Origin of the sequence: Duganella sp. 3397, assembly GCF_031456625.1 — a bacterium.
GTDB lineage: Bacteria > Pseudomonadota > Gammaproteobacteria > Burkholderiales > Burkholderiaceae_D > Rugamonas > Rugamonas phyllosphaerae.
In genome coordinates this window covers 19,898-42,262 of the sequence record NZ_JAVDVB010000005.1, presented here as the reverse complement: position 1 = coordinate 42,262, position 22,365 = coordinate 19,898, and the positions used below count along the sequence as shown (strand labels likewise).

Sequence of the window (22,365 nt, the reverse complement as noted above, 5' to 3'; positions counted from 1 at the left end):
ATATTGGACCCATGGTTTCACAATCGTGGTGACCGCATCTGTTAGCCATTTCACATTGAATGCCCGATTGCCTGGATCTGGCGCTGGCCGCCATCGACAAACAGTTCGATGCCGTTGACAAAGCTGGCGTCGTCCAAGGCCAGGAACACTGCGGCCTTGGCGATCTCGTCCGGCTCCGCCACGCGGCCGCACGGAATCACGCTGGCCAGGTGATCGCGGATCCAGTGCGGGCGAAGGCGCGCACGGCTGCCTTGGACGCCGCATACACGCTGAACGCCTCGGTGCCACCACTGGCTGCGGTCGAGCCGGTCAGGATCACCGACGAACCCCGCCCTCGCCGGTCAATGCCGTGTACCCGATGCAAAGAATGGTGCCACGGTGCGCGACCGTGTTCAGCGATTTCATCGCCGCGCTGTTTGCAGCAACGCCGGGGCTCAATGGTGTTGCCATTGTTTGCAGCACTGGAGGCTCAGGCCACCGCCGTGGTATGCCAGGCCTCGCCGATGCGCTCGAAAATTTCGGTTTGCGCCGGCTCGAACGTGGCCGTGCCATCGACCCAGCTGTAGCGCACCACTTCGATCTTGTCGCTGTGCACGCGGATGACGTTGAACGAGTTCGACTCGCCGCGGCCCCGGGTGGACGTGGCCGTGCCGGCCTGCACCACCAGCGCGGCATAGCCGGGCAGCTTGTAGCGATCGGTGCTCAGGCCGGCGCTGCTGGCATGGAAGTGGCCGGCCAGCAGCAGGTCGACGCCGCACTCGGAAAACGCCCGCATCGCCATCGGCGCGCGGTTGACCAGGTCGTCCTTGTCGAAGGTCTGCGGCAGGTCGAACGGGTGGTGCGTAACGACGATGCGGGTGACATCCTTCGGCACCGCGCTCATGCGCTGGCGGATCAAGGCCACCTGCTCCGGGTTGACGCGGCCGTCCTTGATGGTGAGCGAGCGCGCCGTGTTCAGCCCCAGTACGGCGATCTCGTCATCGACATATTCGGGCGTCAGGTCCAGCGTGACGTAGCGCAGGTACCGTCGCAGCGGCGTTAAAAAACGGCTGGCGACGTTGTAGAGCGGGATGTCGTGGTTGCCGGGCACGACGATCTGCGGGCCGGGCAAGGTATCGAGAAAGGCCCGCGCGGCGATGAATTCTTCGGTCTTGGCGCGCTGGGTCAGGTCGCCGGAAACCACCAGCACGTCCGGTGCCAGCGAGGCCACCAGCGTGCGCAACGGGTCCAGCAGTTGCTGATCGACGCGGCCGAAATGCAGGTCGGATAAATGAACGATGGTGCGCATATCAATTTCCTCGCGTGATGGTGCGGCCGGGCGCGATCACGCTCAGCGCGCCGGCGCGCGAGCGGTACTTGAGCGGTGGCTTCATTTCAGTGACTTCGCCGTCGGTGGCCACGCGCAGGTGGCGGTGGCGGGTGTCGATTTCCAGCTCGGTGGCGGTCAGCACGTCGAAATCGCGCGCCTCGGACAGGCGGTTGAACAGCGCGTGGATGGCGTAGCGAAACAGCGCCAGCCGGGTGGGCTTTTGCGCCACGTACATGACCAGCTTGCCGCTGTCGAGCCGCTCGCGCGCGCCCATGGTGAAGCCTTGCAGGTACTCGTTGTTGCCGATGAAAACGAAGGGCGTGCGGCGCAGGTGTTCTTCGCCATTGATGGTCAGCCGCACCCGCATGAACGGAAAGCGGCGCAGCACCACGAACAGCGCGCGGCCGAATGCGTGCCACTTGCTGCGGCCGAGTTTTTTTTGCTGCTCCTCGCGGTCGCGCACCAGGTCCGGGTAGATGCCAAGGCTGGAATTGTTGAGGAAGATGCGGCCATTGACCTCGCCCACGTCCACCCGCAACGGCTTGCCGGTGACCGCGTGGGCCACGGCCTCGTCGAGGTCGAGCGGGATATCGAGATCCTTGGCGAAATGGTTGAGGGTGCCGAGCGCCAGCACGCCCAGGTGGGTGTCGGTGCCCACCAGCTGCGAGGCCACGCAATTGATGGTGCCGTCGCCCCCGCCTGCCACCACGACCGTCACCTTGTCTGCCACGGCGCGGCGCGCGCGCTCGATCATCTCCGCACCGCTCTTGGCCAGCAGGATGTCCGGCTCGACACCGTGGCGACGGAATTTTTCCGCCAGCGCAGCGGACCAGCCGCCGCAGTAGCCGAGACCGGCGCTGGCGTTGATGATGACGACTATCGAATTGAGCACGCAGTTCCTTACATAATTCCGTTGGCTGCAAGCGAACGCGCTTCGCTACGGCGGCGCAGCGTGGAGATGGCGGTAATACAGATCGTCAACCAGGCTGCGCTGCTTGCCATCGCGGCCAGCACATCGCTCAAATAGTGCGCGCCGAGGTACACGCGACTGAATGCCACCAAGAATATCATCAGCATGCAGAATGCCGCTGTTGCCAAACGCACACTCCAGCCCTTGCAAGCGATCATGATGTAGCAGGCCAGCACGCCGTAGAACAGCGTGGCCGCCGCCGTGTGTCCGCTGGGGAAGCTGTAGGTGGACAGCGTGACCAGCGGCTCCTCGAAGAACGGCCGGCTGCGCTGGAACACCTGCTTGAGCACCACGTTCAGGATCATGCCCGGCAAAACAGTCACGCCCAGCGCCAGCAGCCAGTAACGCTGCTGGCGGCGCCACAGGTAATAACCGAAAGCGCCCACCAGCACGATCATGCCGCCCACCTTGTGCACGAAGGAAATGAACAGCATGAAGCTGGTGTACGGCTCGACGTGGTTGGCATTGAACCAATGGGCGATTTGCAAGTCCAAGACCGTGATGGCGTCCTGGTCAGTCACCTCGTCGGTGATCTGGCCGAAGATGGCGACCGAGACGATCATGATCAGCACGCCCAGGGTCAGGTGCAGGCCGAACTGGCCGCCCGGAGTCAGTCTTGCCCCCATAAAACGTAAGAGTTTGCTAAAAATTTGGTGCCTCCGCGTGGGTCGCCGTAGAAGTTGGCGTAAAAATCACAAAACAACGAATTTACTGTTTATTTACACAGTACCTGTTTATCCATACAGTAGTTATGCTATTCTGAACTCCTCGTTAAACACATCGCCCTAAAGGAAATGTCATGATCAACAGCAGCCTCAGCTCCCGTTTCGGTCTCGAATACATGCCAACCTCGTTCACGGTTCGCATGGGCAAGCGCGAATTGCTGGTCTGTCGTGACTTCCGCAAGCGCTTCTATGCGGTCAACCCGGTCATCGAGTGCGACACCGGCGTGCAAGCCGGCCACCTCGAGATCCTGCTGTGCCGCCGCTGGCTGCTCATCATGTCGAAGGCGCACTAATGGTTGCTCTAGCAGTTGTCGGTACCAGTTGCCCGATCCAGTCGCCCGATAGCCCGGCAGATGCCGCCAGCTCCCAGGCGCTCCTCACCTGGATCTGGCAACTGGCCCACCGTCAAACGCCTAAGTGAAACACTGCATCCATGTTAACTGTTTTTCCGCGCAGCACAGTACAGCTCGCCCCGGCTTAATGGTCTTCTAAGCCTTGCCGCACTGTTCACGCAGAAAATCCCGCAAGGCCAGCACCGTCGGCGACACCTGCGACCGGTGCATGCACACCATGTGCAGCGGCGTCGGCTCGCCGGCCACGTCCGGCATCAGCACCACCAGCCGCCCGGCGCGGATATCAATGCTCACGTCCAGCCGGGATTTGTAGGCGACGCCCACCCCGGCCACGGCCCAGCGCCGCACCAGGTCGGCATCGTCGGCACTGCGGTCGCCGTGGACCTGCACCGCCACCGGCGTCCCCTTGGCGGGCGCGCCGTGGGCCGGATAGAAATTCCAGCGGTCATGGATCACGTCGTCGAGCATGAAGCGCAGGCAGTTATGGCGCGACAGGTCGCGCAGGTCGGCCAAGGCGCCGTGGCGCCGCACGTAGTCGGGCGACGCCACCAGCACCCGGCGGTTGTCGGGCGCCAGCGGCAGCGCGATCAGGTTGGAGTCGTCCTGCACGCCGTAGCGGATGGCGATGTCCACCGGCTGACGGTACAAATCCGACAGGCGGTCGCCTACGCTGAGCTGGTAACTCACCTTGGGATACAAGGCCTGGAACTGGTCTAGCCAGCCCACCAGCATATTGCGGCCCAGATCGGACGGCATCGAGATTTTCAGCACGCCACCGAGGGTTTCCTTGCCTTCGATGACAGCATCGTGGCCGTCCTGCAGCGCGCGCAGCGCTGCGCGTGCGTGGCGCAGGTAGCGTTCGCCTTCGTCGGTCAGGCGCAGTGAGCGCGTGGTGCGGGCGAACAGGCGTATGCCAAGCTCACCTTCCAGCCGTTTGACCGCTGCGCTGGCCAGCGCCGGCGAAATCTCCAGCTCGCGCGCCGCCGCCGACAGGCTGCCCCGCTCGGCCGTGCGCACAAACACCATCAAATCGTCGAGTCGCAGCACTATCTTCATTTCCTTGAAAGTGTTTCAGCCAAATGGCTCTTTTTCGCGTCCGCGAAATAAATGATCATACGCTGACTTAATCTCAACGGAGTTCCCATGAAAGCCATCGCCTACCGCCAGTCCCTGCCCATTACCGACGCCAACGCCCTGCTCGATATCGACCTGCCCGCCCCGCAAGCGCAGGGGCGCGACCTGCTGGTGGCGGTCAAGGCCATTTCGGTCAACCCGGTAGATGTCAAAATCCGCGCCAACGCCCCGCCTGCCGATGGCGCCGCCAAGGTGATCGGCTGGGATGCGGCCGGCGTGGTGCAGGCGGTCGGCCCCGACGTCACCATGTTCAAGCCCGGCGACGAAGTCTGGTACGCAGGCGACCTCACCCGCCCCGGCACCAACAGCGAACTGCACCTGGTGGACGAGCGCATCGTCGGCCACAAGCCGCGCACGCTCGACTTTGCACAGGCGGCCGCGCTGCCGCTGACCGCCATCACTGCGTGGGAATTGCTGTTCGAGCGGCTGCAGGTCAGCCGCAACGGTGACAACGGGGACAAAGGTGTCATGGGTGTCACCGGCGTCACCGGCCAATCGCTGCTGGTGATCGGCGCGGCCGGCGGGGTCGGTTCGATCCTGGTGCAACTGGCGCGCCAGCTGACCGGCCTGACCGTGATCGGCACCGCTTCGCGCGACGACACGGCGCAGTGGGTGACCGAACTGGGCGCCCACCACGTGATCGACCACAGCAAGCCGCTGAATGAAGAAATCGCCCGCCTGGGCCTGCCGCCGGTGACCTATGTAGCCGGCCTGAACCAGACCGACCACCACTGGCCGGCGATTGCCGAACTGGTGGCGCCGCAGGGCAAGGTAGCGCTGATCGACGACCCGGCTGCCATCGACGTGCGCCTGCTCAAGCGCAAAAGCGTATCGCTGCACTGGGAATTCATGTTCACCCGCTCGATGTTCCAGACCGACGACATGGCGCAACAGCATCAACTGCTGAACGACGTGGCGCAACTGGTCGATTCGGGCGTGCTCAAGACCACGCTGGGTGAACGGTACGGCGCCATCAACGCGGCCAATCTCAAGCGCGCGCACGCGCTGATCGAGAGCAACCGCGCCAAGGGCAAGATCGTGCTGGAAGGGTTTTAAGAGGCTGAGCCCGGAACCACACTGGCGGCGTTAAGCCGCCCTCGCCTCTTGGGGTCGGACCCCGGCGGGATCCGACCCCGGTTGGCTGTGCGGGCTTTGCTCCGGCCGCGACTGCTGAGACTGCTGCAACAGCGCCAGCACCCGGGTATCGTGCGCCACCAGCGTCTCTTGCATGGTGGCGGCCTGCACACAGGTTTGCTCGATCACCGACAGGAACAGGCGTTGGCGCCGGTTCAGCTGCGCCGACTGGTAGCCCAGCTGGCCGAACATGGTGGCGATGTCGATGCAGTAGGCACGCAGCTCCCACATGGTCTGGCGGGTGGCGTCGATGTCGTCGTGCATGGCGTGGTCCAGGTCGATGAACTCGAGCCGGGTGCGCGAGTCCTGGTCGGCTGCGCGGATGGCCGGCAGCCACGACTCGAACTTGCGCGCGATGCGCCGCATGCGGGCGATTTTATGGTCGAGCATGCGGCAGTAGTGCCAGCTCAGCCACCAGACCGGCAGGCGCGACATCCAGCGCGGCAGGCCGGACGTGTGCAGCGAGTGTTCGAGTTTTTTAACGGCGGCAATCAGGTGGCGGGTGCTGTCGCCGACAGGAACGGTGGTCATGGTTGTGGCTCCGATAGCAAACGAAACCCCACCATAGCCGTCTGATCAAACAATCTATTTGATACCGATTAAACTTTGCGCAAATTTACACGGCAGCTACATGGCTTTTTTGCGCAACATGGCTTTGATACCACGCAGTCCCTGGCGAATGCGCGCCTCGTTTTCGATCAGCGCGAAGCGCACGTAGTCGTCGCCGTATTCGCCGAAGCCGATGCCGGGCGAGACGCACACCTTGGCCTCGGCCAGCAGCAGCTTGGAAAATTCCAGCGAGCCCAGGTGCCGGTACGCTTCCGGTATGCGGGCCCAGATGTACATCGAGGCCTTCGGTTTATCCACCGGCCACCCCGCCTCGCACAAGCCCTTGTGCAGCACGTCGCGGCGGCCCTGGTACATGGCGCGGATCTCTTCCACGCAGCCCTGGTCGCCTTCGAGCGCGGCAATCGCGGCCACCTGCACCGGCGTGAAACTGCCGTAGTCATGGTAGCTCTTGATGCGCGCCAGCGCCGCCACCAGCTCCTTGTTGCCGACCATGAAGCCGATGCGCCAGCCGGCCATATTGTAGCTTTTGCTCATGGTGAAAAATTCCACGGCCACGTCGCGTGCGCCCGGCACCTGCATGATCGACGGCGCCAGCCAGCCGTCGTAGGTGATGTCGGCGTAAGCGAGGTCGTGCACCACCAGGATATCGTGCTGGCGGGCCAGCGCCACCACCCGTTCGAAGAACTCCAGTTCCACGCACTGCGCGGTGGGGTTGGACGGGAAGCCGAGGATCATCATCTTCGGCTTGGGGTAGCTCTCGCGCACCGCGCGCTCGAGCTCCTCGAAGAAATCGACGCCGGGCGTCATGCGCACCGAGCGGATATTGGCGCCGGCGATCACCGCGCCCCAGATGTGGATCGGGTAGCTGGGGTTGGGCACCAGCACGGTGTCGCCAGCGTCGAGCGTGGCCAGCATCAGGTGCGCCAGGCCCTCCTTGGAGCCGATGGTGACGATCGCTTCCGAGTCGGGATCGAACTCGACGGCGTAGCGGGTCTGGTACCACCTGGTAATCGCCCGGCGCAGGCGCGGAATGCCCTTGGAGGCGGAGTAGCCATGGGTGTCGGGCCGGCGCACGGTATCGACCAGCTTGTCGACGATGTGCGACGGCGTGGCGCCATCAGGATTACCCATCGACATGTCGATGATGTCTTCGCCACGGCGGCGCGCCGCCAGCTTGAGCTCGGCGGTGACATTGAAAACATAGGGAGGCAGGCGATCGATGCGCGAAAATTTGCGCGGAGTTTGGGTGTCAGTCATGGAAGTCTCACGTAAGCGCCCGGAACCGTCCGAGCGACGTCGATGCAATGTTGCACCGGAATCCATACTAGCCGAATTCTGAAGTTCAACGCAAGGTAGTCAGTGCCGAGGCTGCAACAATGCTGCCAATCGCCAGCCACTGGGTGGGCGTCAGGTGCTCGCCCAGCAGTACCATGCCGGCCAGTGCGCTGAGCGCCGGCGCCGCGCTGCTGAACATGCTGAAGGTGCGCGACGACAGGCTGCGCATCGACAACATCTCCAGCGTGTACGGCAAGGCGCTCGACATCACCGCGATTGCCAGCCCCACTGCCATGAAGGTTGGCGTGAGCAGCACCGCGCCCGACGTCCATGCGCCGAGCGGCACGATGAACAGCGCGCCGGCCGTCATGCCCCAGGCCACCGCCTGGCCGCCGTGCATCACCGACACGCGCTTGCCGAACACAATGTACAGCGCCCAGCACACGGCCGCCCCGGCCGCATACGCCACGCCGACCGGGTCGAGCTGATCGACCTTGCCGTGGATCGGCAACAGGAAGTACAGGCCCAGCACCGCCAGCGCCACCGCCGCCAGGTCGCGCGGCCGGCGCGAGGTCCACACCGCCACCGCCAGCGGCCCGGACACTTCGATGGCCACCGCAATGCCCATCGGAATATGGCTGAACGACCGGTAGATCAGCAAATTCATCAGGCCGATCACGCTGCCGTACACTGCGACGTTGCCGGCCTGGCGCCAGGTGAGCGGCACCCGCCACGGCCGGAAGATCGCCATCATCAGCACGGCGGCAAAGCCGATCCGGTACGCGGTCACGCCCTCGACGCCGACCAGCGGAAACAGGTACTTGGCCACGGCCGCGCCGGCGTTGAGCGAGACCTGGCTGGCCAGCAGCGCCAGGCCGGCCAGCACCGGGCTGCCGGGGGTGATGGATTTTTCTGTCGTCATCGGTTTTCGCCTGTTGCGTGCGTCCAGCGGTGCAGGCGCGCCCTGCCGGAGGCAGCGGGCCCGGTTGCATGATTGATCGTCATCATCTGGCCGACAATTCCAGCGCCAGCGCGACCGGCCCGCCCGGCGCCACCTTCACATCTTCAGGCGCACCGGCCTTGACCGCCACGGTACCGGCACCAGCCAGCTTGAGCTGGGCGACGATGGCGGCGGCGCGGCGCGCAGCCAGTTGCGGCAAGGCGTCTGCCGCCAGCTCCTGCCGTTCGACCAGTTGCGCCTGCAAGGCTGCGTAGAAGGCGGACGGATCGGCCACCTGCGGTTCGCCCTGCACCAGCTTGCCAAGCCGCTGCAGCAGCGGCAGCTTGCCTGATGCGCCGCCGGCAGCGGCAGAGGCAGAAGCAGAGACCGCCCCGTTACCGGCAACCGGGCCACGATCGGCAGCGCCGCCACCGCCCGCCTGCTCCGCCGCCAGCTTCTGCTGCGCCAGCGCGTCCTTGCCAAAGCGTTCGGCATACAGGTCGCGCAAGGCGGCGCGCAGCTTGCGGCCGCCGAGGTCAAGCGGGCCGGGCTGCTCATCGGCTTCGACCCGCACGCCGGCGCGCGCCAGCACCGTGCGGCGCAGCGCCTGGGTGCGCAGGGCCAGGCCGTCAGCCGTTTGGCTGTAGCGGGCCGGCACGGCCAGCGCCAGTTCCGGCTTTTTCGCCAGCAGTTGCGCCACCTGCTGCAATTTTTCGCGCTCGGGCGGCAGCAGGCGGTCGCTGCCGGCATCGAACTCCACTGCCTGCAAACGCTCGCCATCGACACCGAATAAACGGCCCAGCGCGCTGAACGGCGCCGTCACCGCCCGCGTCATGATGTTGCCGACAGCCTTCCACAGCACCGCGCCATAGCTGAACTGCGGATCGTCGAGGTTGCCCGAAACGGGCACCCCGAGATCGATGCGGCCGTCGGCGTCCTTGAGCAGCGCCAGCGCCAGTTCCAGCGGCAGCTTGAGCGCGTCGGGACTGTCGATCCGTTCGCCCAGGGTCAGCTGGTCGAGCACCATGCGGTTGCTGCCTTGCAGCGCGCCATGCCGCACCTGGTAGTCGAGATCGAGCGAAACCTTGCCTTGGGCGATCTTGTAGCCGGCAAACTTCATGCTGTATGGCGAGGCCGATACCAGGTCGAGATTCTTGAACATCACTTGCACGTCGGTGTGGTCGGTCAGCGCAAAGGGATTCAACTGGCCGCGTATGCGCGCCAGGCCGTAATCGTCCACCCGGCCGTCGAGCTCGATCTGGGCGCGGACGCCGGGCCGGGTGGACAGGCCGGAGACGACGCCGTTCAACTCCACCACCGTGGCGGCAAACTGCGGTCGCAGGCTGAGGTCGGTGAAGTCGAGCTTGGCGTTTTCAACGCGCACGCGGCGCACCCGCACCGGGAACGGTTCTGCGATGGCTTCGGTACGCGTTGCAGGGAACCCAACCGGCCGCACGGTCACCGGAGCACCAGCCACCGATGTGGCCGCTCCTGCTGGCGCGGCTGTTGGCGCGGCTGTTGGCGCGGCTGTTGGCGCAGCGGCTGTTGCTGAGACGGCGGCTGGTACGCCAGCTGCCGGCGATGAAGTCGTCGGCGCGACTACCGGCCGCTGCACCAGCAGGCGCTGGGCGTTGAGGCTGCGGTCGCTGTTGATGATCAGGATGGCGTTCGGTTCGACCACGCGCAGCTCGGCCACTTCGAGCCGGTCCGGGCCCAGCGTGAACGCCACCTGGTCGGCGCGCACCGATTTCCAGTGCGCGAAGTGATCGCCATCGTGTTCGTTGAGCGCCAGCCGCGCCACCTCGAGCCAGCCGTCGTAGCGCAGCGCCGGCGCGACCTGGTCGGCGCCACTTGGGCCACTTGGGCCACTTGGGCCACTGCCGCCACTGGCGCCGGTGCGCAGGCGGCCGGCGGCCGACACGCTGCCATCGGCCACCTGGAGCTTGACGTGTTTGTCGAGCAGCGGCTGCAACGGCGCCAGCGCCAAACCGTTCAAGGCCAGCGTGGCATCGACCACGGCGCCGGCCGGCACGAACGATCCGCTGGCGGTCAACTGGCCGCCCTCGCGCAGGCCAACGCCGCCGTCGAACACGACCGGACGCTCGAGGTCGGTGCCGGCGTGCGCCAGGTTCAGGAAAAAATCTTCCAGGTGGACCTTGACGCCGCTGGCGGCATCATCGACCAGCGCGCCGAAACCCCGCACTTGCACCGACTCGATTACGGCGGCCCAGGGCTTGCCGGCCGGCGCCGAGCGCGCGACGCCAGTCTTGGCGCCGGTGTGGCCGCTGCTGCCGTTGCCGCTGCGGCGGTCGGTACCGTTGGTGCCGTTGCTACCGTTGCTGCCGTTGGTAACGTTGCTGCCGCCGTCAACCTCGGCGACAGTGACACTGTTGCCACCGCCGTCATGAGCGGGGTTGCCAGGGTTGACGCCATCGCCGCGACCAGTATCACGGGCGTCTGTCTGCCAACCCTCCAGCAAACGCAACCTGCCAGCCGCGTCCCGCGACAAATCGAGCTCGCCGCCTTCCGCGTAAAAACGTCCGACGCTGGCGCGCCGTGCCGCCAGGTCGAGCGCGCCGTCCTCGATACCGAGCCGCGCCACCGTTACCGGCGCAGCCGCGCCGTTGGCCAGCGCCAGCTGTTCCACGACCAGGCCAGCCTGATCGATGTCGAGCTGCACGCCGCTGGCGGCAGTACGCACGTGCAGGCCAAGGCCCAGCTTGATACGGTGCGCGTCCATCTTCAGCGCCGGCCTGCCGGCCAGTCCCAGCGCCACCCGGTCAAGCGTGATCGAAGCGCCGGGCAGGCGGGCGTCGAGCTTGCCGTCGGCGTAGGCGTAGTGGTAGGGCAAGGTAGCCGACAGCCGCCCCTGTGCCAGCGTTACCCCCGCCAACGTTTGCAGATACGGCGCCAGCCCCGGCAAGGCGACATTGCGCAGCACCAGCGCGCCGCTGCCGCTCAAGGGAGCAAGACTGGCCCGACCCTGCCAGTGCAGCTTGCCGCCGCGCCCGGCATCGGCGCTCAGCGTGTAGTCGCCGTGCTGGTTCGGCAGCGTGCTCAGGTTGTGCAGTTCGAAGGCGATCGGCGTGAAAGTGTCGTCGTAGCCGGCATGGCGGTCGTGCAGCGCCAGCTTGCCCTGCTCCAGCACGAAGTGCTCGATCACCAGGCGCGGCGCTGGTGCAGGCGGCTCTTCGGTGCGGTCGCGGTTGAGGGTGTCGATCAGGCGCGCGAGATTGAACGAGCCATTCTTGTCGATCGCCAGTTGCGCCGAAGGCGCCACGATGCGCACCTCGGCCAGGGTCCAGGCCCGGCGCAGCAGCGAGCGCCATTGCAACTCCACCGCCAGCGCACCCACCGCGAACAGCGGCGCGCCATCGGCTTCGGTCAGCACCAGGTCCTGCGCTTCGAGGCGCAAGGTGAATGGATTGAAACGCAGTGCGCCCACGCTGGCCTTGCGCTCGAGTCGGCTTTCGGCCAGCTTGGGCAACTGCGCCTTGAGCACCTGCGGCAGCACCCAGCCGCCCGCCGCCGCGTACAGCCCCACCGCGCCAGCCACGCCCAAGCTCCACCGCTTCCACCTTTTGCCCATCGCCCGCTCATCTATACAAAGTTGCAACAGCCGGCATTATATTCCCTGCCTGGCGCGATCGACCAGCAGGCCGCTGGCACGGGGGGCGAGAGCGACGTGATGACTGGCACCGTAGCGCCCGCCGAGTCCGCCAAGTAATTCGCGCAGGGCTTACAATACGAAAATCGCCGACTCGTGACGTAAAAAGCAACAGTATGCAAGCCCAACTCGAACCGTTCCACGCCATCGCCATCAGCCGCCTGGCCCACGCCCTCAAGGCGCAGGGCCGTTCCATTATCCACATGGAATTCGGCCAGCCGTCCACAGGCGCGCCGCCGGCGGCGATTGCCCGCGCGCACGCGGTGCTGGACGACGACGCCATGGGCTACTGGGAAAGCGCGCCGCTCAAGCAGCGCCTGGCGCGCCACTACCAGGAGCGCTACGGCGTGACGGTCGATGCCGAACGCTTCGTGCTCACTTGCGGCGCGTCGCCGGCACTGGTGCTGGCATTGAATTCGCTGTTTTCTCCCGGCGACCGCGTGGCGCTGACGCGGCCCGGCTACGTGGCCTACCGCAATGCCCTGAAAGCGTTGCACCTGCAACCGGTGGAAATCGCCTGCGGTCCCGAAGTGCGCTACCAGCTCACCGCCGCCGCGCTGGCCGCGCTCGAACCGGCGCCCGCCGCCGTGATCATCGCCAGCCCGGCCAATCCCACCGGCACCCTGATCGCCGCCGAGGAACTGGCCGCGATTGCCGAGGTGTGCCGCGAACGCGGCATCCGCATCATCTCGGACGAGATCTACCACGGCCTGAGCTACGTGGCGCCGGCCCAGACCATCCTGGCCTATGCGCCGGAGGCGCTGGTGGTGAGCAGTTTTTCCAAGTACTTCAGCATGGCCGGCTGGCGCCTGGGCTGGCTGCTGGTGCCGCCGGACCACGTGGCCCGTGCGCAGGCGTACTGCGGCAACCTGTTCCTGACTGCGCCGTCGCTGAGCCAGCACGCGGAGCTGGCCGCCTTCGACGACCTGGCCGAACTCGACAGCCACCTGCACGTGTACGCGGAAAACCGCCGCCTGCTGCTGGCCGCGCTGCCCGACCTGGGCCTGCGCGCCATCGCCCCGCCCGACGGCGCGTTCTATATTTATGCCAGCATCGCCCACCTGACCGACGACAGCCTGGACTTTTGCCAGCGCCTGTTGCAGGACACCGGCGTGGCCACCGCCCCGGGCATCGACTTCGACCCGGTAGACGGCCGCCATTTCTTCCGCATGAGTTTTGCCGTGTCCACACCGCAAATCGTCGATACCATCGCCCGCCTGCAGCCGTGGTTTGCGGCGCAGGCTGCCCGCTAAAATCTGATAAAAACAATGCGTAACAATGCATAATCTAACGACTATCACCCTGGCCGCGCTGCTCCTGGTACACCAGGGCGCCGGCGCGCAAGCCCCCTCCCCGCTCGGCGACGCCGCCGTCACGGTCATCGGTCCGCTGCAGTCCGGCACCGTCCAGATGGCCTGGAGCTACAAGGGGCTGGAAGCCGGTGTCGACACGTTCGAGCGCCTCAGCTCGCGACTGGCGCCGGGCGCTACCATGCGCTACAAGATGCCCAAGGGCATGCTGCCGCCCAAGGTCAAGGATGGCGTGACCGAAGACTCCAGCGCCGCCATCGCCGTCAAGGGCTGGTCGGTGCCGCTGCCGCTGGCGCCCGACCTGAGCTTTGTGCTGCCACCGAACGAGCGCGCCCGGTCCGACGGCGCGTACGTGGTGATGAGCCGGCGCTTTCCGTCAGGCCTGTACCAGCACCCGATCGTCTACGTGCGCACGCCCGACCTGCCGCCCAACGTGCTGCGCCTGGGCGACCTGCGGCTGGCGTGCGAAGTCCAAGTCAGGATCCTGAAAAAAGACATGTTGCGCGAACGCTTGATGCTCGACGCCAAGAGCTGGTTCGAAAAGGGCCCATGCGAGCGCGACGAGGGCAAGGTGTTCGACGCCCCCGCGCCGTACGACCGCATCACCTACACGGCCGGCTCGCGCCAGCAGGTCAACGCTGGCAATGGCAAGGACCTGGAATTCAACGCCCCGCTCGGCGACGGCAAGTGGCCCGACGATACCCTCATCACGTTCGAGCTCAACGGCGAACCGGCGCCGAAACCACTGGTGGCGGCCCGGCCTGTGCCAGCGCCAAAACCGTTCCCCATGCCGTTGGACCGCCCCCTGGTGTCATTGCCGCCCGAGTCGCTCGAGCCGGACCTGAGCCAGGAAGCGCTGTACCACCTCGAGGGCGAGGTCACCCCCGCAACAACGCATCCCTGAGCAAGCTCGGCACCAACCCGGTCCAGCGCTTGAACGAGCGGCGGAAGTTGGTGGCGTCGTGGAAGCCCAGGTACTGCGCGACCGCCTCGTTGTCATAGCCGCGCACCTGGAACAGGTGGATCGCCACGTGCGCGCGCACCTGGTCCAGCTCGGCCTGGAAGTGGCTGCCGTGGCGCGCCAAGTGGCGCTTGAAGGTGGCCGGACTGACGCCGAACGCGGCCGCACTGCCCTCCAATGTCGGCCCCAGCCGAATGTTATCGAGCAGGTAGTCGTACAGCGCCGTCAGCAGGCTCGGCACCAGTGCCGGCGCCTCGCCCGCCACATCCTGCAACGCCGTGGCTGCCGCCAGCGCATTGCCGCGGGGCCACGGCCGATCGAGCCACAGCGGATCGATCAGCATGGCGTCGAACTGGCAGTTGAAGCGCAGGTCGCTGCCCAGGTGCGCCTGGTGCTGTTCCACGTGCGCCGGCGCGCTGCGATTGATGCAGTAGCGCCAAGGCAGGCGCTCGCCGCCAAGCCAGCGGCACATGGCCGTGACGGCGGTCATGTGCATTTCCACCAGCGCCGGCAACTGGCTTGGCGCGCCGAAGCTGTCGGTCCAGTACAGCACGGCCATGCTGCTTTGTTCGCGCCAGCGCGGCGTCAGCAGCGGGCACAGGCGTGCATGGCCGGCGCACAGGATATCGAGTGCCTGGCGCAGGTTCTGCGCCTGTAGCAAGGCGTGGCTGAGCGCACCGTAGTGGCCGGGCAGCATTTGCTGGCCCAGCATAAAACTGGTGTCGCTGCTGGCCAGGCCGCGCATCACGTTGGCCAGCAATTGCAGGTATTGCTGCGGCGCCAGCAGCACGTGCGCGGCCGGCGGGTCGTCGTCGGGCAGGCCGGTGCCGCGCAGCAGTTGCTCACCGCCCAGGTCCTGGCTGCGCGCGTAGTCGAGCAGCAGCGCCGGCTGGTGGCGCGCGACGATGAACGACTCGCCGACCTGGCGGTAGGCGATCACGCTGAAGCGCCAGCGACAGCGGCCGCGTGTGTCGATAGAGGCGACTGCTGCCACTGATCGGACTGCGCCGACGATGCTGGCACAGCCTGCGCCGACGCCGCCAACATTCGCCCCAGTTCCGCCAGCAGCACGTCGGCATCGGCCTCCGCGCTGGCGCAGGCATGGCGCACGCTGATTGCAACTTGCCCATCCTTGGCGTGGTGGCGCATCTGCCCCACCATCGCCGCCAGGTGGCGCGCCATCGCTTCGGCCTCGGCCACGCCGGTGTCGGGCAGCAGCAGCGCAAAGCGGTCGCCGGCGTAGCGGCACAGCAGGTCGTCGTTGCGCAGGTTGAGCAGCAGCATGTGGCCCACCGCCTGCAATACGCGGTCGCCTTCGCGCTGGCCGAATTCACGGTTGATCAGGTGGAAGCCGTCGATATCGAGCAGCACCAGCGCGCAGGGCCGGCCTGGCCGCTGCGCCTGTTCGAGGCGGATCTGGCGGCGCAGGTAGTCGGCATTGGCCAGCTGGGTGATGCGATCGAACGCGCGGTGGTCGCGGAACAGGCGCTCGCGCTTTTGCAAATGCTCGTTGAGGCGGAACTGCTCGTGGCGCCAGTAATACATGCCGCAGGTCAGCACCAGCATGCCCAGCGGCACCAGCATCTCGAGCCAGTGGTCCCACCGGGCCGCCTTGCTGATGGCAAAAAATTCGTCCATGCAGTCGGCAAACGAGCCAACCATGATCATCGCCAGGCCGCCGGCCAGCAACCGCGTGACCAGGCCGCCGGGGCGGCTGCTCAGGGTAAACAACACCCAGCTGCCGGCCATGACGGCGGTGCCGCCTTCGCTGACGATGTCGGTCCACTTCCACATGTAGAACGGCTTGGCGATGCCCAGGGTGGCATACAGGACCAGGCAAGCGACCAGCGCCAGGCAGGAAGCGATCAGGGTGGAGCGGTGCAATTGCAGCATGGGGTTTTACCGGAACGTGGGTACTGCGGCGGCAGCTTAGCGCCCGCACATGACCGCCGTGTGACAAGGCTGCAGATGGGCAAATACACAACACCGCAGCGGGGATAGGTCATTACGGCTCACCGGTTGCCCGATGGCGAAGGTCGCGGGCCAAGACCTGCAGCACGCACGGATAGATTACCCATCATCAGCAGGCTGCGACAGGCGGCGAGCGCAAACCAGCGCAATCTGCGGCAGGTCAATCGAGCTCACCCGGCGCCGCCGCGCGCGCCATGGCGGCGCTTTTGCGCCCGGCCCGTCGCGGCCTGTCATGCAAGTGACATAAAGCATCCCTAGAATCCGCAGCGTTCACTCATCCACGCAATCCAATCCACGGTACGCCATGACAACCACTGCTCCTCACCTCTCCCCCCTTCCCCGCCTGAATGCCCTGACGCTCGGCGTGCTGGCCATGCTGGCCGGCCTGAGCTGCGCCAGCGCCCAGACCGCCGTGCCACTCGACGGCGCCAACGGCGCCAATGCTGCGCTGGTAACCGCCGCCAACAGCGTGGTCATCGCCGGTCAGCGCTCGAGCTTGCGCAACGCCATCGCCGCGCAAGAGAAGGCAGACAATATCGTGAGCGTGATCAGCAGCGACGACATTGGCGGACTGCCGGACAAGAATGCCGCCGAAGCACTGGCGCGCCTGCCGGGCGTGTCGGTGCAGCGCGACCAGGGCGAAGGCCGCTACGTGAGCGTGCGCGGCCTCGGTCCCGACCTGAATGCCGTCACCATCAACGGCGCGCTGGTGCCGTCACCCGAAGCGGGCCGGCGCGCGGTGGCGCTGGACGTGCTGCCGGCCGGCCTGATCCGTTCGCTGGAAGTGAGCAAGACCTTGACGCCCGACCAGGACGCCAACTCGCTGGGCGGCACCGTCGAGGTGAAAACCCTGTCGGCGTTCGACCTGCCCGGCAAGCTGTTGTCCGGTTCGATCGGCGCCAGCCGCGACCAGAACATCGGCAAGACCAGCCCCAACGCCAGCGTGCTGTTCGCCGACCGCTTCATGGACGGCAAACTGGGCGTGGCCGGCGGCATCAGTTTCGAAAAGCGCGAGTTCGGTTCCGACAACGTGGAAACCGGCGGCGCCTGGGAGGGTAACAACCCCGGTAAACTGGCCGGCGTGGAACTGCGCGACTACCTGCCCACGCGCGAACGCCGCGCCGCCGCCATCAATCTCGACTATCACGGCGACGAGCACAGCAAGTACTTCCTGCGCAGCTTCATCAGCGACTTCAGCGACGACGAAGTGCGCGACCGCCTGACCATCAGCAATGTCGCCGGCGGCAGCGTGGCCGAAGGCGCCACCGCCACCGCCCGTGGCGAACGCCGCCTGCGCCAGCGCAAGTACACCCAGACCATCAGCTCGGTCGTGGTCGGTACCGAGCAGAAGTGGGACCGCTGGAAGCTGGAAGTCTCGGGCGGCATCAGCCGCGCCACCGACGACGCGCCCGAGTCGATCAACGACGCCCGCTTCCGTGGCAGCAGCAACTTTGCCGGCGTGGGCTTTACCGGCACCGATATCCCCCGCCTGACCGGCCCTGAGTCGCTGTACGACGCCAGCAAGTACAAGCTCAACTCGATCGCCCTCAAACAAGGCGACGCCACCGACAAGGAACGCCATCTCCGCTTCGACCTCGGCCGCAAGTACGACCTCGGCGAAGGCACCGGCAAGTTCAAGTTCGGCGCCAAGATGAGCCGCCGCGAAAAGGACAACAATACCGAAGCGTGGTCGTACAGCAGCTCGCAGATCGGCGGCGCCAGCACTGCGCTGACCAGCTACATTACCGGCGACCAGCTTGACTTCAAACTGGGCCGCATCGGCAACGCCATCAACCCCGGCGCAATCCGCCAACTGGTGGCCGGCTTAAACCGTGCCAACGCCCGCGTGCTGGTCGATTCCACCGTGGACGATTACGGCCTGCACGAAGATATCGACGCCGCCTACCTGCAACACAGCTACGACCTCGACAACTGGCACCTGCTGGCCGGCGTGCGCGCCGAGCACACGCGCTTCAAGGCGGCTGGCACCAGCGTTAACGAGGAAGAAGAAAGCTTCACGCCGGTGCAGCGCCAGCGCTCGTACACCGACTGGCTGCCCACCCTGCAAGCCCGCTACGACCTCGACGGCAAAACCAGCGTGCGCGGCGCCTGGACCCACTCGGTAGTGCGCGCCAACTTCGACCAGCTCAAACCCGGCATCAGCCAATCGAGCGACACCGAAGCGACCATCGGCAACCCCGACCTGGCGCCACTGAAATCGACCAATCTCGACCTCGGCATCGAACGGGTGCTGGGCGACGATGGCGCGGTGTCGGCCTATGTGTTCCACAAGGACATCAAGAACTTCACCTACACCACCAACCTGGCCGGCAGCGGCGCCTGGGCCGGCTACACTTCGGCGATCACCTACGCCAACGGCGACCAGGCCAGCGTCAGGGGCCTGGAACTGTCGTACAACCAGCCGCTGCGCATGTTGCCGGCGCCATTCAACAACCTGGTGTTCGGCGCCAACGGCAGCCTGACCCGCTCGAAAGCCAACGTGGCCCGCTACGACCAGGCCGCCGGCGCCATGCGTGCACGCAGCATCCACCTGCCGGGCCAGTCGAACCGCGTGATGAACCTGATGCTGGGCTACGAACAAGGCCCGCTGTCCACCCGCATCGCCGTCAACTACAAGTCGCCTTACCTGCTGGAAATGGGCGACGACATCCTCGACGCCGGCCAGGACCGCATCGTGGACAGCCAGAAGCAGGTCGATTTTTCGCTGTCATACCAGCTGACCAGGCAAATGCAACTGAACCTGGAAGCGGCCAACCTGAACAACGAAAAGTACTACACTTACCTGGGCAGCAAGGCGTACAACGCCCAATACGAACAATACGGCCGCACCTACAAGCTGAGCTTGAAAGTCAGCCTGTTCTAAACCGGGAAGCGGCTCGCAATCCACCGCGAGCCGCCAACCGTAAAGCCGTCATCGCGTAACAGCGGACCGCCGCGCAAGCGGGAGTCCAATGCAGCCGGACAGCGCCAGCCGTCAACGCCGGCCGCCAGCCGCCGCCCCAAAAGCCGTCATCCCTGCGCAGGCGGGGATCCAATACCGAGCAAGCGCCCACGCGCCAACAAAAAAATGAAACCGTCACTCATCGCAATCGCCATCACCCTGGCCCTCACCACCGCAGCCCAAGCCGCCACCGTCCCCGGCCCCACCACCCACGCCCATGAACTGGCAGCCCTCCCCAACGGCAACTGGCTCGCCCTCGACAAAACCGCCCTGCGCCTGCTGGCCGCCGACGGCACCGAGCGCGCCCACCTCACCGTGCGCGCCAAGCACCTCGACACCCGCCCGCTCGGCAACAACACCCTGGCCGTGATCGTCGATGCCAACGCCGAGCAAGCCGTGCCCATCCTGGTCGATACCGCCGCTGGCACCCTCACCGCCCAGGCGCCGTTTCCCGCTCCCGCCTTCGGCATCGAAACCGCCTGCCTGTATCGCGACGCCCAGCAACTGGACCACCTGTTCCTGGTCGCCAAGGATGGCCAGGCCGAGCAATGGGTAATGAACGGCGAACAGCGCCTGCCGGTGCGCAAGCTGGCCCTGCCGCCACACAGCAAGCACTGCCGCGCGGACGATACCAGCCACCAGCTGCTGATCAGCGAAGAAGGCGCCGGCCTGTGGGCCTATAACGCCGACGCCGAAGGCGGCCCGCACCGCGAAGCGGTACTGCTGAAAAAACCGTACGGCACGCTGGAAAAAGGCGCGGGCGCACTGGCCATCCTGCCCGGCGGGGTGGCCGTGCTCGACGCCAAGGGCAAGCAGCTGCACCTGCTGCGCCACGAGACCGGCAAGTGGAGCGCCGTATCCGCCACCGACACCGCCATCAAGGGCGCCGAACAATTGGCAGTCACCACGACCGCCGACGGCAAGCTGCAACTGGCCATCGGCGGCGAGGAAGCGGCCGGCTGGCAAGTGCGCACGCCGGCGTGGAACGCCACCGCGCCCAAGGCCGATGGCAAGGCCATCATCATGCCGCGCGCGCAGACCGAACCGGTCGCGCGAACCGGCGACGCTGCCGACGATCCGGCCATCTGGCGCAACGCCAGCGATCCGCAAGGCGCGCGCATCCTCGGCACCAACAAGAAGCAGGGCCTGCTGGTGTACAACCTGCAAGGCAAGCAGTTGCAACTGCTGGAAGTGGGCCGCCTGAACAATGTCGATGTGCGCCAGGACGTCAAGATCGGCAACCGCCAGCTCGACGTGGCAGTGGCCACCCAGCGCGACGACAACAGCGTGATGGTCTTCACCATCGATGCGCAAGGCACGGTGGCCACCGCCGGCGCCTTCAATACCGGCCTCAAAAACATCTACGGCATGTGCTTGTACCGCCCGGCCGATGGCGGCGTGGAAGCGTTCATCAACGACAAGGACGGCACTTTTTTGCAATACCGCATCGTGGCCGATGGCGACAAGGTCAGTGGCAAGCTGCTGCGCCGTTTCAAGGTCGAGACCCAGCCCGAAGGCTGCGTGGCCGACGACCGCAATCATCGCCTGTTCCTCGGCGAAGAGCGGCGCGGCGTGTGGACCGTTTCGGCCAACGGTGACGCCCCGGCGAAACTGGACATGATCATGCCGGCCGGCCCGCAACTGGTGGCCGACGTGGAAGGCATGGGCATTTACCACGGCGCCAAAGCCGACTACCTGGTGGTATCGAGCCAGGGCGACAACAGCTACCTGGTGATGGACGCCAAGGCGCCCTACAAAGTGCGCGGCAGCTTCCGGGTCGGTTACAACCTAGCCGCCGGCATCGACGGCACGTCGGAGACCGACGGCCTGGAAGTGAGCTCGGCCAACTTCGGCGGCCCGTACGGCAACGGCATGCTGGTAATCCAGGACGGCTACAAGCGCCTGCCAGACGGCCCGCAGAACTTCAAGATGGTGGCGTGGGACGACGTCGCCAGGGCGCTCAAGCTCGACTGATTACGCGTTAAAAATTGTGGCGCAAGCCCAGGTTGTAAGCACGGTCGCCGCTGCCCGATTCGCTGTTGTTGGCGACCGTGTAGCCGGCGCCGTTGCGGTTGGAAATGCTGCCGTACGCGGTGTACAGGCTGGTGCGCCTGGACACCGGGTACACATAGCCAACGCCCCAGGTATTGGCGTCCTGGTTGAACGCGGTGCGGTCGTCCTTGTGCATCACCGACGCCATCACGGTGCCGGTGGCGAGCGGCATGGTAAAGCCGAGCAGCGCTTCGCGGCCATCGGTCGAGGCGGTCGGTGGCACGCCGCCATAAGGGTTGCCCGTATTGCCCAGCGGCGCGGCGTTAAAACCCTTGTCGATGCCGACCGCGGCAAACAGCTTGATGAAACCGAAGTTGTAGTTGGCCGCCAGCAGCTTGTTGCTGGCCGAGCCACGCAGCACGGCAGGCGCGGTTGGCGTGCCCACCACGTCGTTGTTCTTGTGGTTGTAGGCAAAGCGCACGGCCAGCGGGCCGCTGCTGTAGCCGAACGAGGTGCCCACCTGGCGGCCGGCAGACTCGCTGCCCGCCTGCTCGCCAAAGCTGTAGGCAACGTCGCCGTTCCAGCCCTGCACGGTGGGCGACGCAACCATCACCGTGTTGTTGGTACGGACATTGGTGCCCCAGTCGGGGAAGGTGTTCTTGATGGAGCCGGCGTAGCCGGTTGCAAACGGATCGGCCACCGCCACCAGCGTGTTGTGGTAAGGCGTGGTCTGGCGGCCCAGCATCAGGGTGCCGGCGCTGTTCTTCAGGCCGACCAGCGCCTGGCGGTTGAACAGCATGGTGCTCGAGGCCTGCATGCCAGTATCGAGGTTGTAGCCCGCCTCCAGGATGAAGAAGGCGGACAGGCCGCCACCGAGGTCTTCGGTACCCTTGAAGCCGATGCGCGAGGCCGCTGCCGGGCCGCTGGTGAGCTTGGTGACGTTGCCGTCGGCGCCGCCGCGTTCGCCAACGATGCCGATATCGGCGATGCCGTAAATGGTGACGTTCGATTGGGCGTGAACCGGTGCGGCTGCAGTAAAGGCTGAGGCAACCGCCAGGGCAGCCGAAAGATGCTTGTGATTCATGTGTCTCC

At 65.9% G+C, this 22,365-nt stretch carries 17 protein-coding genes and 1 pseudogene; 6 read left to right on the top strand and 12 right to left on the bottom strand.

Annotation, left to right across the window (positions count from 1 at the left end):
• Window positions 1–50: 50 nt before the first annotated feature.
• The 4 genes and pseudogenes from J2X54_RS16600 to J2X54_RS16585 form a co-directional block, all read right to left on the bottom strand.
• Window positions 51–328: pseudogene (locus J2X54_RS16600) on the bottom strand (SDR family oxidoreductase); the annotation flags it as partial.
• 141 nt (window positions 329–469) lie between these two features.
• Window positions 470–1,288 carry a metallophosphoesterase gene (locus J2X54_RS16595; protein ID WP_070247099.1) on the bottom strand — a complete coding sequence of 273 codons (819 nt, stop codon included), beginning with the start codon at window positions 1,286–1,288 and terminating at the stop codon, window positions 470–472.
• 1 nt (window position 1,289) lies between these two features.
• Window positions 1,290–2,201, bottom strand: coding sequence for a diacylglycerol kinase family protein (locus tag J2X54_RS16590; RefSeq protein WP_070247098.1), 912 nt, complete (start codon window positions 2,199–2,201; stop codon window positions 1,290–1,292).
• A gap of 8 nt (window positions 2,202–2,209) precedes the next feature.
• Window positions 2,210–2,905 (bottom strand): phosphatase PAP2 family protein, encoded by a 696-nt coding sequence (locus tag J2X54_RS16585; RefSeq protein WP_310182148.1) that lies wholly within the window; start codon window positions 2,903–2,905, stop codon window positions 2,210–2,212.
• A gap of 173 nt (window positions 2,906–3,078) precedes the next feature.
• On the opposite strand from J2X54_RS16585, the gene J2X54_RS16580 reads away from it, so the two are divergent.
• Window positions 3,079–3,297: a hypothetical protein gene (locus J2X54_RS16580; protein WP_070247096.1), complete on the top strand. Its 219-nt coding sequence runs from the start codon at window positions 3,079–3,081 to the stop codon at window positions 3,295–3,297.
• Window positions 3,298–3,492: 195 nt separating this feature from the next.
• On the opposite strand, the gene J2X54_RS16575 is transcribed toward J2X54_RS16580, so the two are convergent.
• Window positions 3,493–4,413 (bottom strand): LysR family transcriptional regulator, encoded by a 921-nt coding sequence (locus J2X54_RS16575; RefSeq protein ID WP_310182146.1) that lies wholly within the window; start codon window positions 4,411–4,413, stop codon window positions 3,493–3,495.
• A gap of 87 nt (window positions 4,414–4,500) precedes the next feature.
• On the opposite strand from J2X54_RS16575, the gene J2X54_RS16570 reads away from it, so the two are divergent.
• Window positions 4,501–5,547, top strand: coding sequence for a zinc-binding alcohol dehydrogenase family protein (locus J2X54_RS16570; protein ID WP_310182144.1), 1,047 nt, complete (start codon window positions 4,501–4,503; stop codon window positions 5,545–5,547).
• Between the two features lie 30 nt (window positions 5,548–5,577).
• Here J2X54_RS16570 and J2X54_RS16565 read toward each other — a convergent pair whose 3' ends face one another.
• The 4 genes from J2X54_RS16565 to J2X54_RS16550 form a co-directional block, all read right to left on the bottom strand.
• Complete coding sequence (locus J2X54_RS16565) at window positions 5,578–6,156, bottom strand: hypothetical protein (RefSeq protein WP_310182142.1); 579 nt, start codon at window positions 6,154–6,156, stop codon at window positions 5,578–5,580.
• A gap of 96 nt (window positions 6,157–6,252) precedes the next feature.
• Window positions 6,253–7,452 carry an alanine transaminase gene (alaC, locus tag J2X54_RS16560; protein WP_310182141.1) on the bottom strand — a complete coding sequence of 400 codons (1,200 nt, stop codon included), beginning with the start codon at window positions 7,450–7,452 and terminating at the stop codon, window positions 6,253–6,255.
• 85 nt (window positions 7,453–7,537) lie between these two features.
• Window positions 7,538–8,392: an EamA family transporter gene (locus J2X54_RS16555; RefSeq protein WP_310182140.1), complete on the bottom strand. Its 855-nt coding sequence runs from the start codon at window positions 8,390–8,392 to the stop codon at window positions 7,538–7,540.
• Window positions 8,393–8,474: 82 nt separating this feature from the next.
• Window positions 8,475–11,999, bottom strand: a complete 3,525-nt coding sequence (locus J2X54_RS16550; protein ID WP_310182139.1) for a DUF748 domain-containing protein — start codon at window positions 11,997–11,999, stop codon at window positions 8,475–8,477.
• Between the two features lie 194 nt (window positions 12,000–12,193).
• Here J2X54_RS16550 and J2X54_RS16545 point away from each other — a divergent pair, with 194 nt between their 5' ends.
• Together J2X54_RS16545 and J2X54_RS16540 are read left to right on the top strand one after the other, a co-directional pair.
• On the top strand, window positions 12,194–13,330 hold the full coding sequence (locus J2X54_RS16545) for an aminotransferase class I/II-fold pyridoxal phosphate-dependent enzyme (RefSeq protein WP_310182137.1): 1,137 nt from the start codon (window positions 12,194–12,196) through the stop codon (window positions 13,328–13,330).
• A 25-nt stretch (window positions 13,331–13,355) separates the two neighbouring features.
• Window positions 13,356–14,291, top strand: a complete 936-nt coding sequence (locus J2X54_RS16540; RefSeq protein WP_310182136.1) for a hypothetical protein — start codon at window positions 13,356–13,358, stop codon at window positions 14,289–14,291.
• On the opposite strand, the gene J2X54_RS16535 is transcribed toward J2X54_RS16540, so the two are convergent.
• Together J2X54_RS16535 and J2X54_RS16530 are read right to left on the bottom strand one after the other, a co-directional pair.
• Entirely contained in the window at window positions 14,266–15,288 is a 1,023-nt protein-coding gene (locus J2X54_RS16535) for an AraC family transcriptional regulator ligand-binding domain-containing protein (RefSeq protein WP_310182134.1), read from the bottom strand. The two genes, J2X54_RS16540 and J2X54_RS16535, sit on opposite strands and share 26 nt — an antisense overlap.
• On the bottom strand, window positions 15,285–16,241 hold the full coding sequence (locus J2X54_RS16530; protein ID WP_310182133.1) for a GGDEF domain-containing protein: 957 nt from the start codon (window positions 16,239–16,241) through the stop codon (window positions 15,285–15,287). The genes J2X54_RS16535 and J2X54_RS16530 overlap by 4 nt, the downstream gene beginning before the upstream one ends.
• A gap of 382 nt (window positions 16,242–16,623) precedes the next feature.
• On the opposite strand from J2X54_RS16530, the gene J2X54_RS16525 reads away from it, so the two are divergent.
• Entirely contained in the window at window positions 16,624–19,203 is a 2,580-nt protein-coding gene (locus tag J2X54_RS16525) for a TonB-dependent receptor (RefSeq protein ID WP_310182132.1), read from the top strand.
• 204 nt (window positions 19,204–19,407) lie between these two features.
• Window positions 19,408–21,255, top strand: a complete 1,848-nt coding sequence (locus tag J2X54_RS16520) for a phytase (RefSeq protein ID WP_310182131.1) — start codon at window positions 19,408–19,410, stop codon at window positions 21,253–21,255.
• Between the two features lie 7 nt (window positions 21,256–21,262).
• On the opposite strand, the gene J2X54_RS16515 is transcribed toward J2X54_RS16520, so the two are convergent.
• Window positions 21,263–22,357 carry a porin gene (locus J2X54_RS16515; RefSeq protein WP_310182130.1) on the bottom strand — a complete coding sequence of 365 codons (1,095 nt, stop codon included), beginning with the start codon at window positions 22,355–22,357 and terminating at the stop codon, window positions 21,263–21,265.
• Window positions 22,358–22,365: the final 8 nt, after the last annotated feature.

What these genes read in the sequence shown, in the direction of transcription:
- J2X54_RS16545 (WP_310182137.1), top strand. Translation starts at nt 12,194, where the DNA reads ATGCAAGCCCAACTCGAACCGTTCCACGCCATCGCCATCAGCCGCCTG.
- J2X54_RS16575 (WP_310182146.1), bottom strand. Translation starts at nt 4,413, where the DNA reads ATGAAGATAGTGCTGCGACTCGACGATTTGATGGTGTTTGTGCGCACG.
- J2X54_RS16530 (WP_310182133.1), bottom strand. Translation starts at nt 16,241, where the DNA reads ATGCTGCAATTGCACCGCTCCACCCTGATCGCTTCCTGCCTGGCGCTG.
- J2X54_RS16515 (WP_310182130.1), bottom strand. Translation starts at nt 22,357, where the DNA reads ATGAATCACAAGCATCTTTCGGCTGCCCTGGCGGTTGCCTCAGCCTTT.
- J2X54_RS16520 (WP_310182131.1), top strand. Translation starts at nt 19,408, where the DNA reads ATGAAACCGTCACTCATCGCAATCGCCATCACCCTGGCCCTCACCACC.
- alaC (WP_310182141.1), bottom strand. Translation starts at nt 7,452, where the DNA reads ATGACTGACACCCAAACTCCGCGCAAATTTTCGCGCATCGATCGCCTG.
- J2X54_RS16565 (WP_310182142.1), bottom strand. Translation starts at nt 6,156, where the DNA reads ATGACCACCGTTCCTGTCGGCGACAGCACCCGCCACCTGATTGCCGCC.
- J2X54_RS16570 (WP_310182144.1), top strand. Translation starts at nt 4,501, where the DNA reads ATGAAAGCCATCGCCTACCGCCAGTCCCTGCCCATTACCGACGCCAAC.
- J2X54_RS16555 (WP_310182140.1), bottom strand. Translation starts at nt 8,392, where the DNA reads ATGACGACAGAAAAATCCATCACCCCCGGCAGCCCGGTGCTGGCCGGC.
- J2X54_RS16595 (WP_070247099.1), bottom strand. Translation starts at nt 1,288, where the DNA reads ATGCGCACCATCGTTCATTTATCCGACCTGCATTTCGGCCGCGTCGAT.
- J2X54_RS16580 (WP_070247096.1), top strand. Translation starts at nt 3,079, where the DNA reads ATGATCAACAGCAGCCTCAGCTCCCGTTTCGGTCTCGAATACATGCCA.
- J2X54_RS16540 (WP_310182136.1), top strand. Translation starts at nt 13,356, where the DNA reads ATGCATAATCTAACGACTATCACCCTGGCCGCGCTGCTCCTGGTACAC.
- J2X54_RS16585 (WP_310182148.1), bottom strand. Translation starts at nt 2,905, where the DNA reads ATGGGGGCAAGACTGACTCCGGGCGGCCAGTTCGGCCTGCACCTGACC.
- J2X54_RS16550 (WP_310182139.1), bottom strand. Translation starts at nt 11,999, where the DNA reads ATGGGCAAAAGGTGGAAGCGGTGGAGCTTGGGCGTGGCTGGCGCGGTG.
- J2X54_RS16525 (WP_310182132.1), top strand. Translation starts at nt 16,624, where the DNA reads ATGACAACCACTGCTCCTCACCTCTCCCCCCTTCCCCGCCTGAATGCC.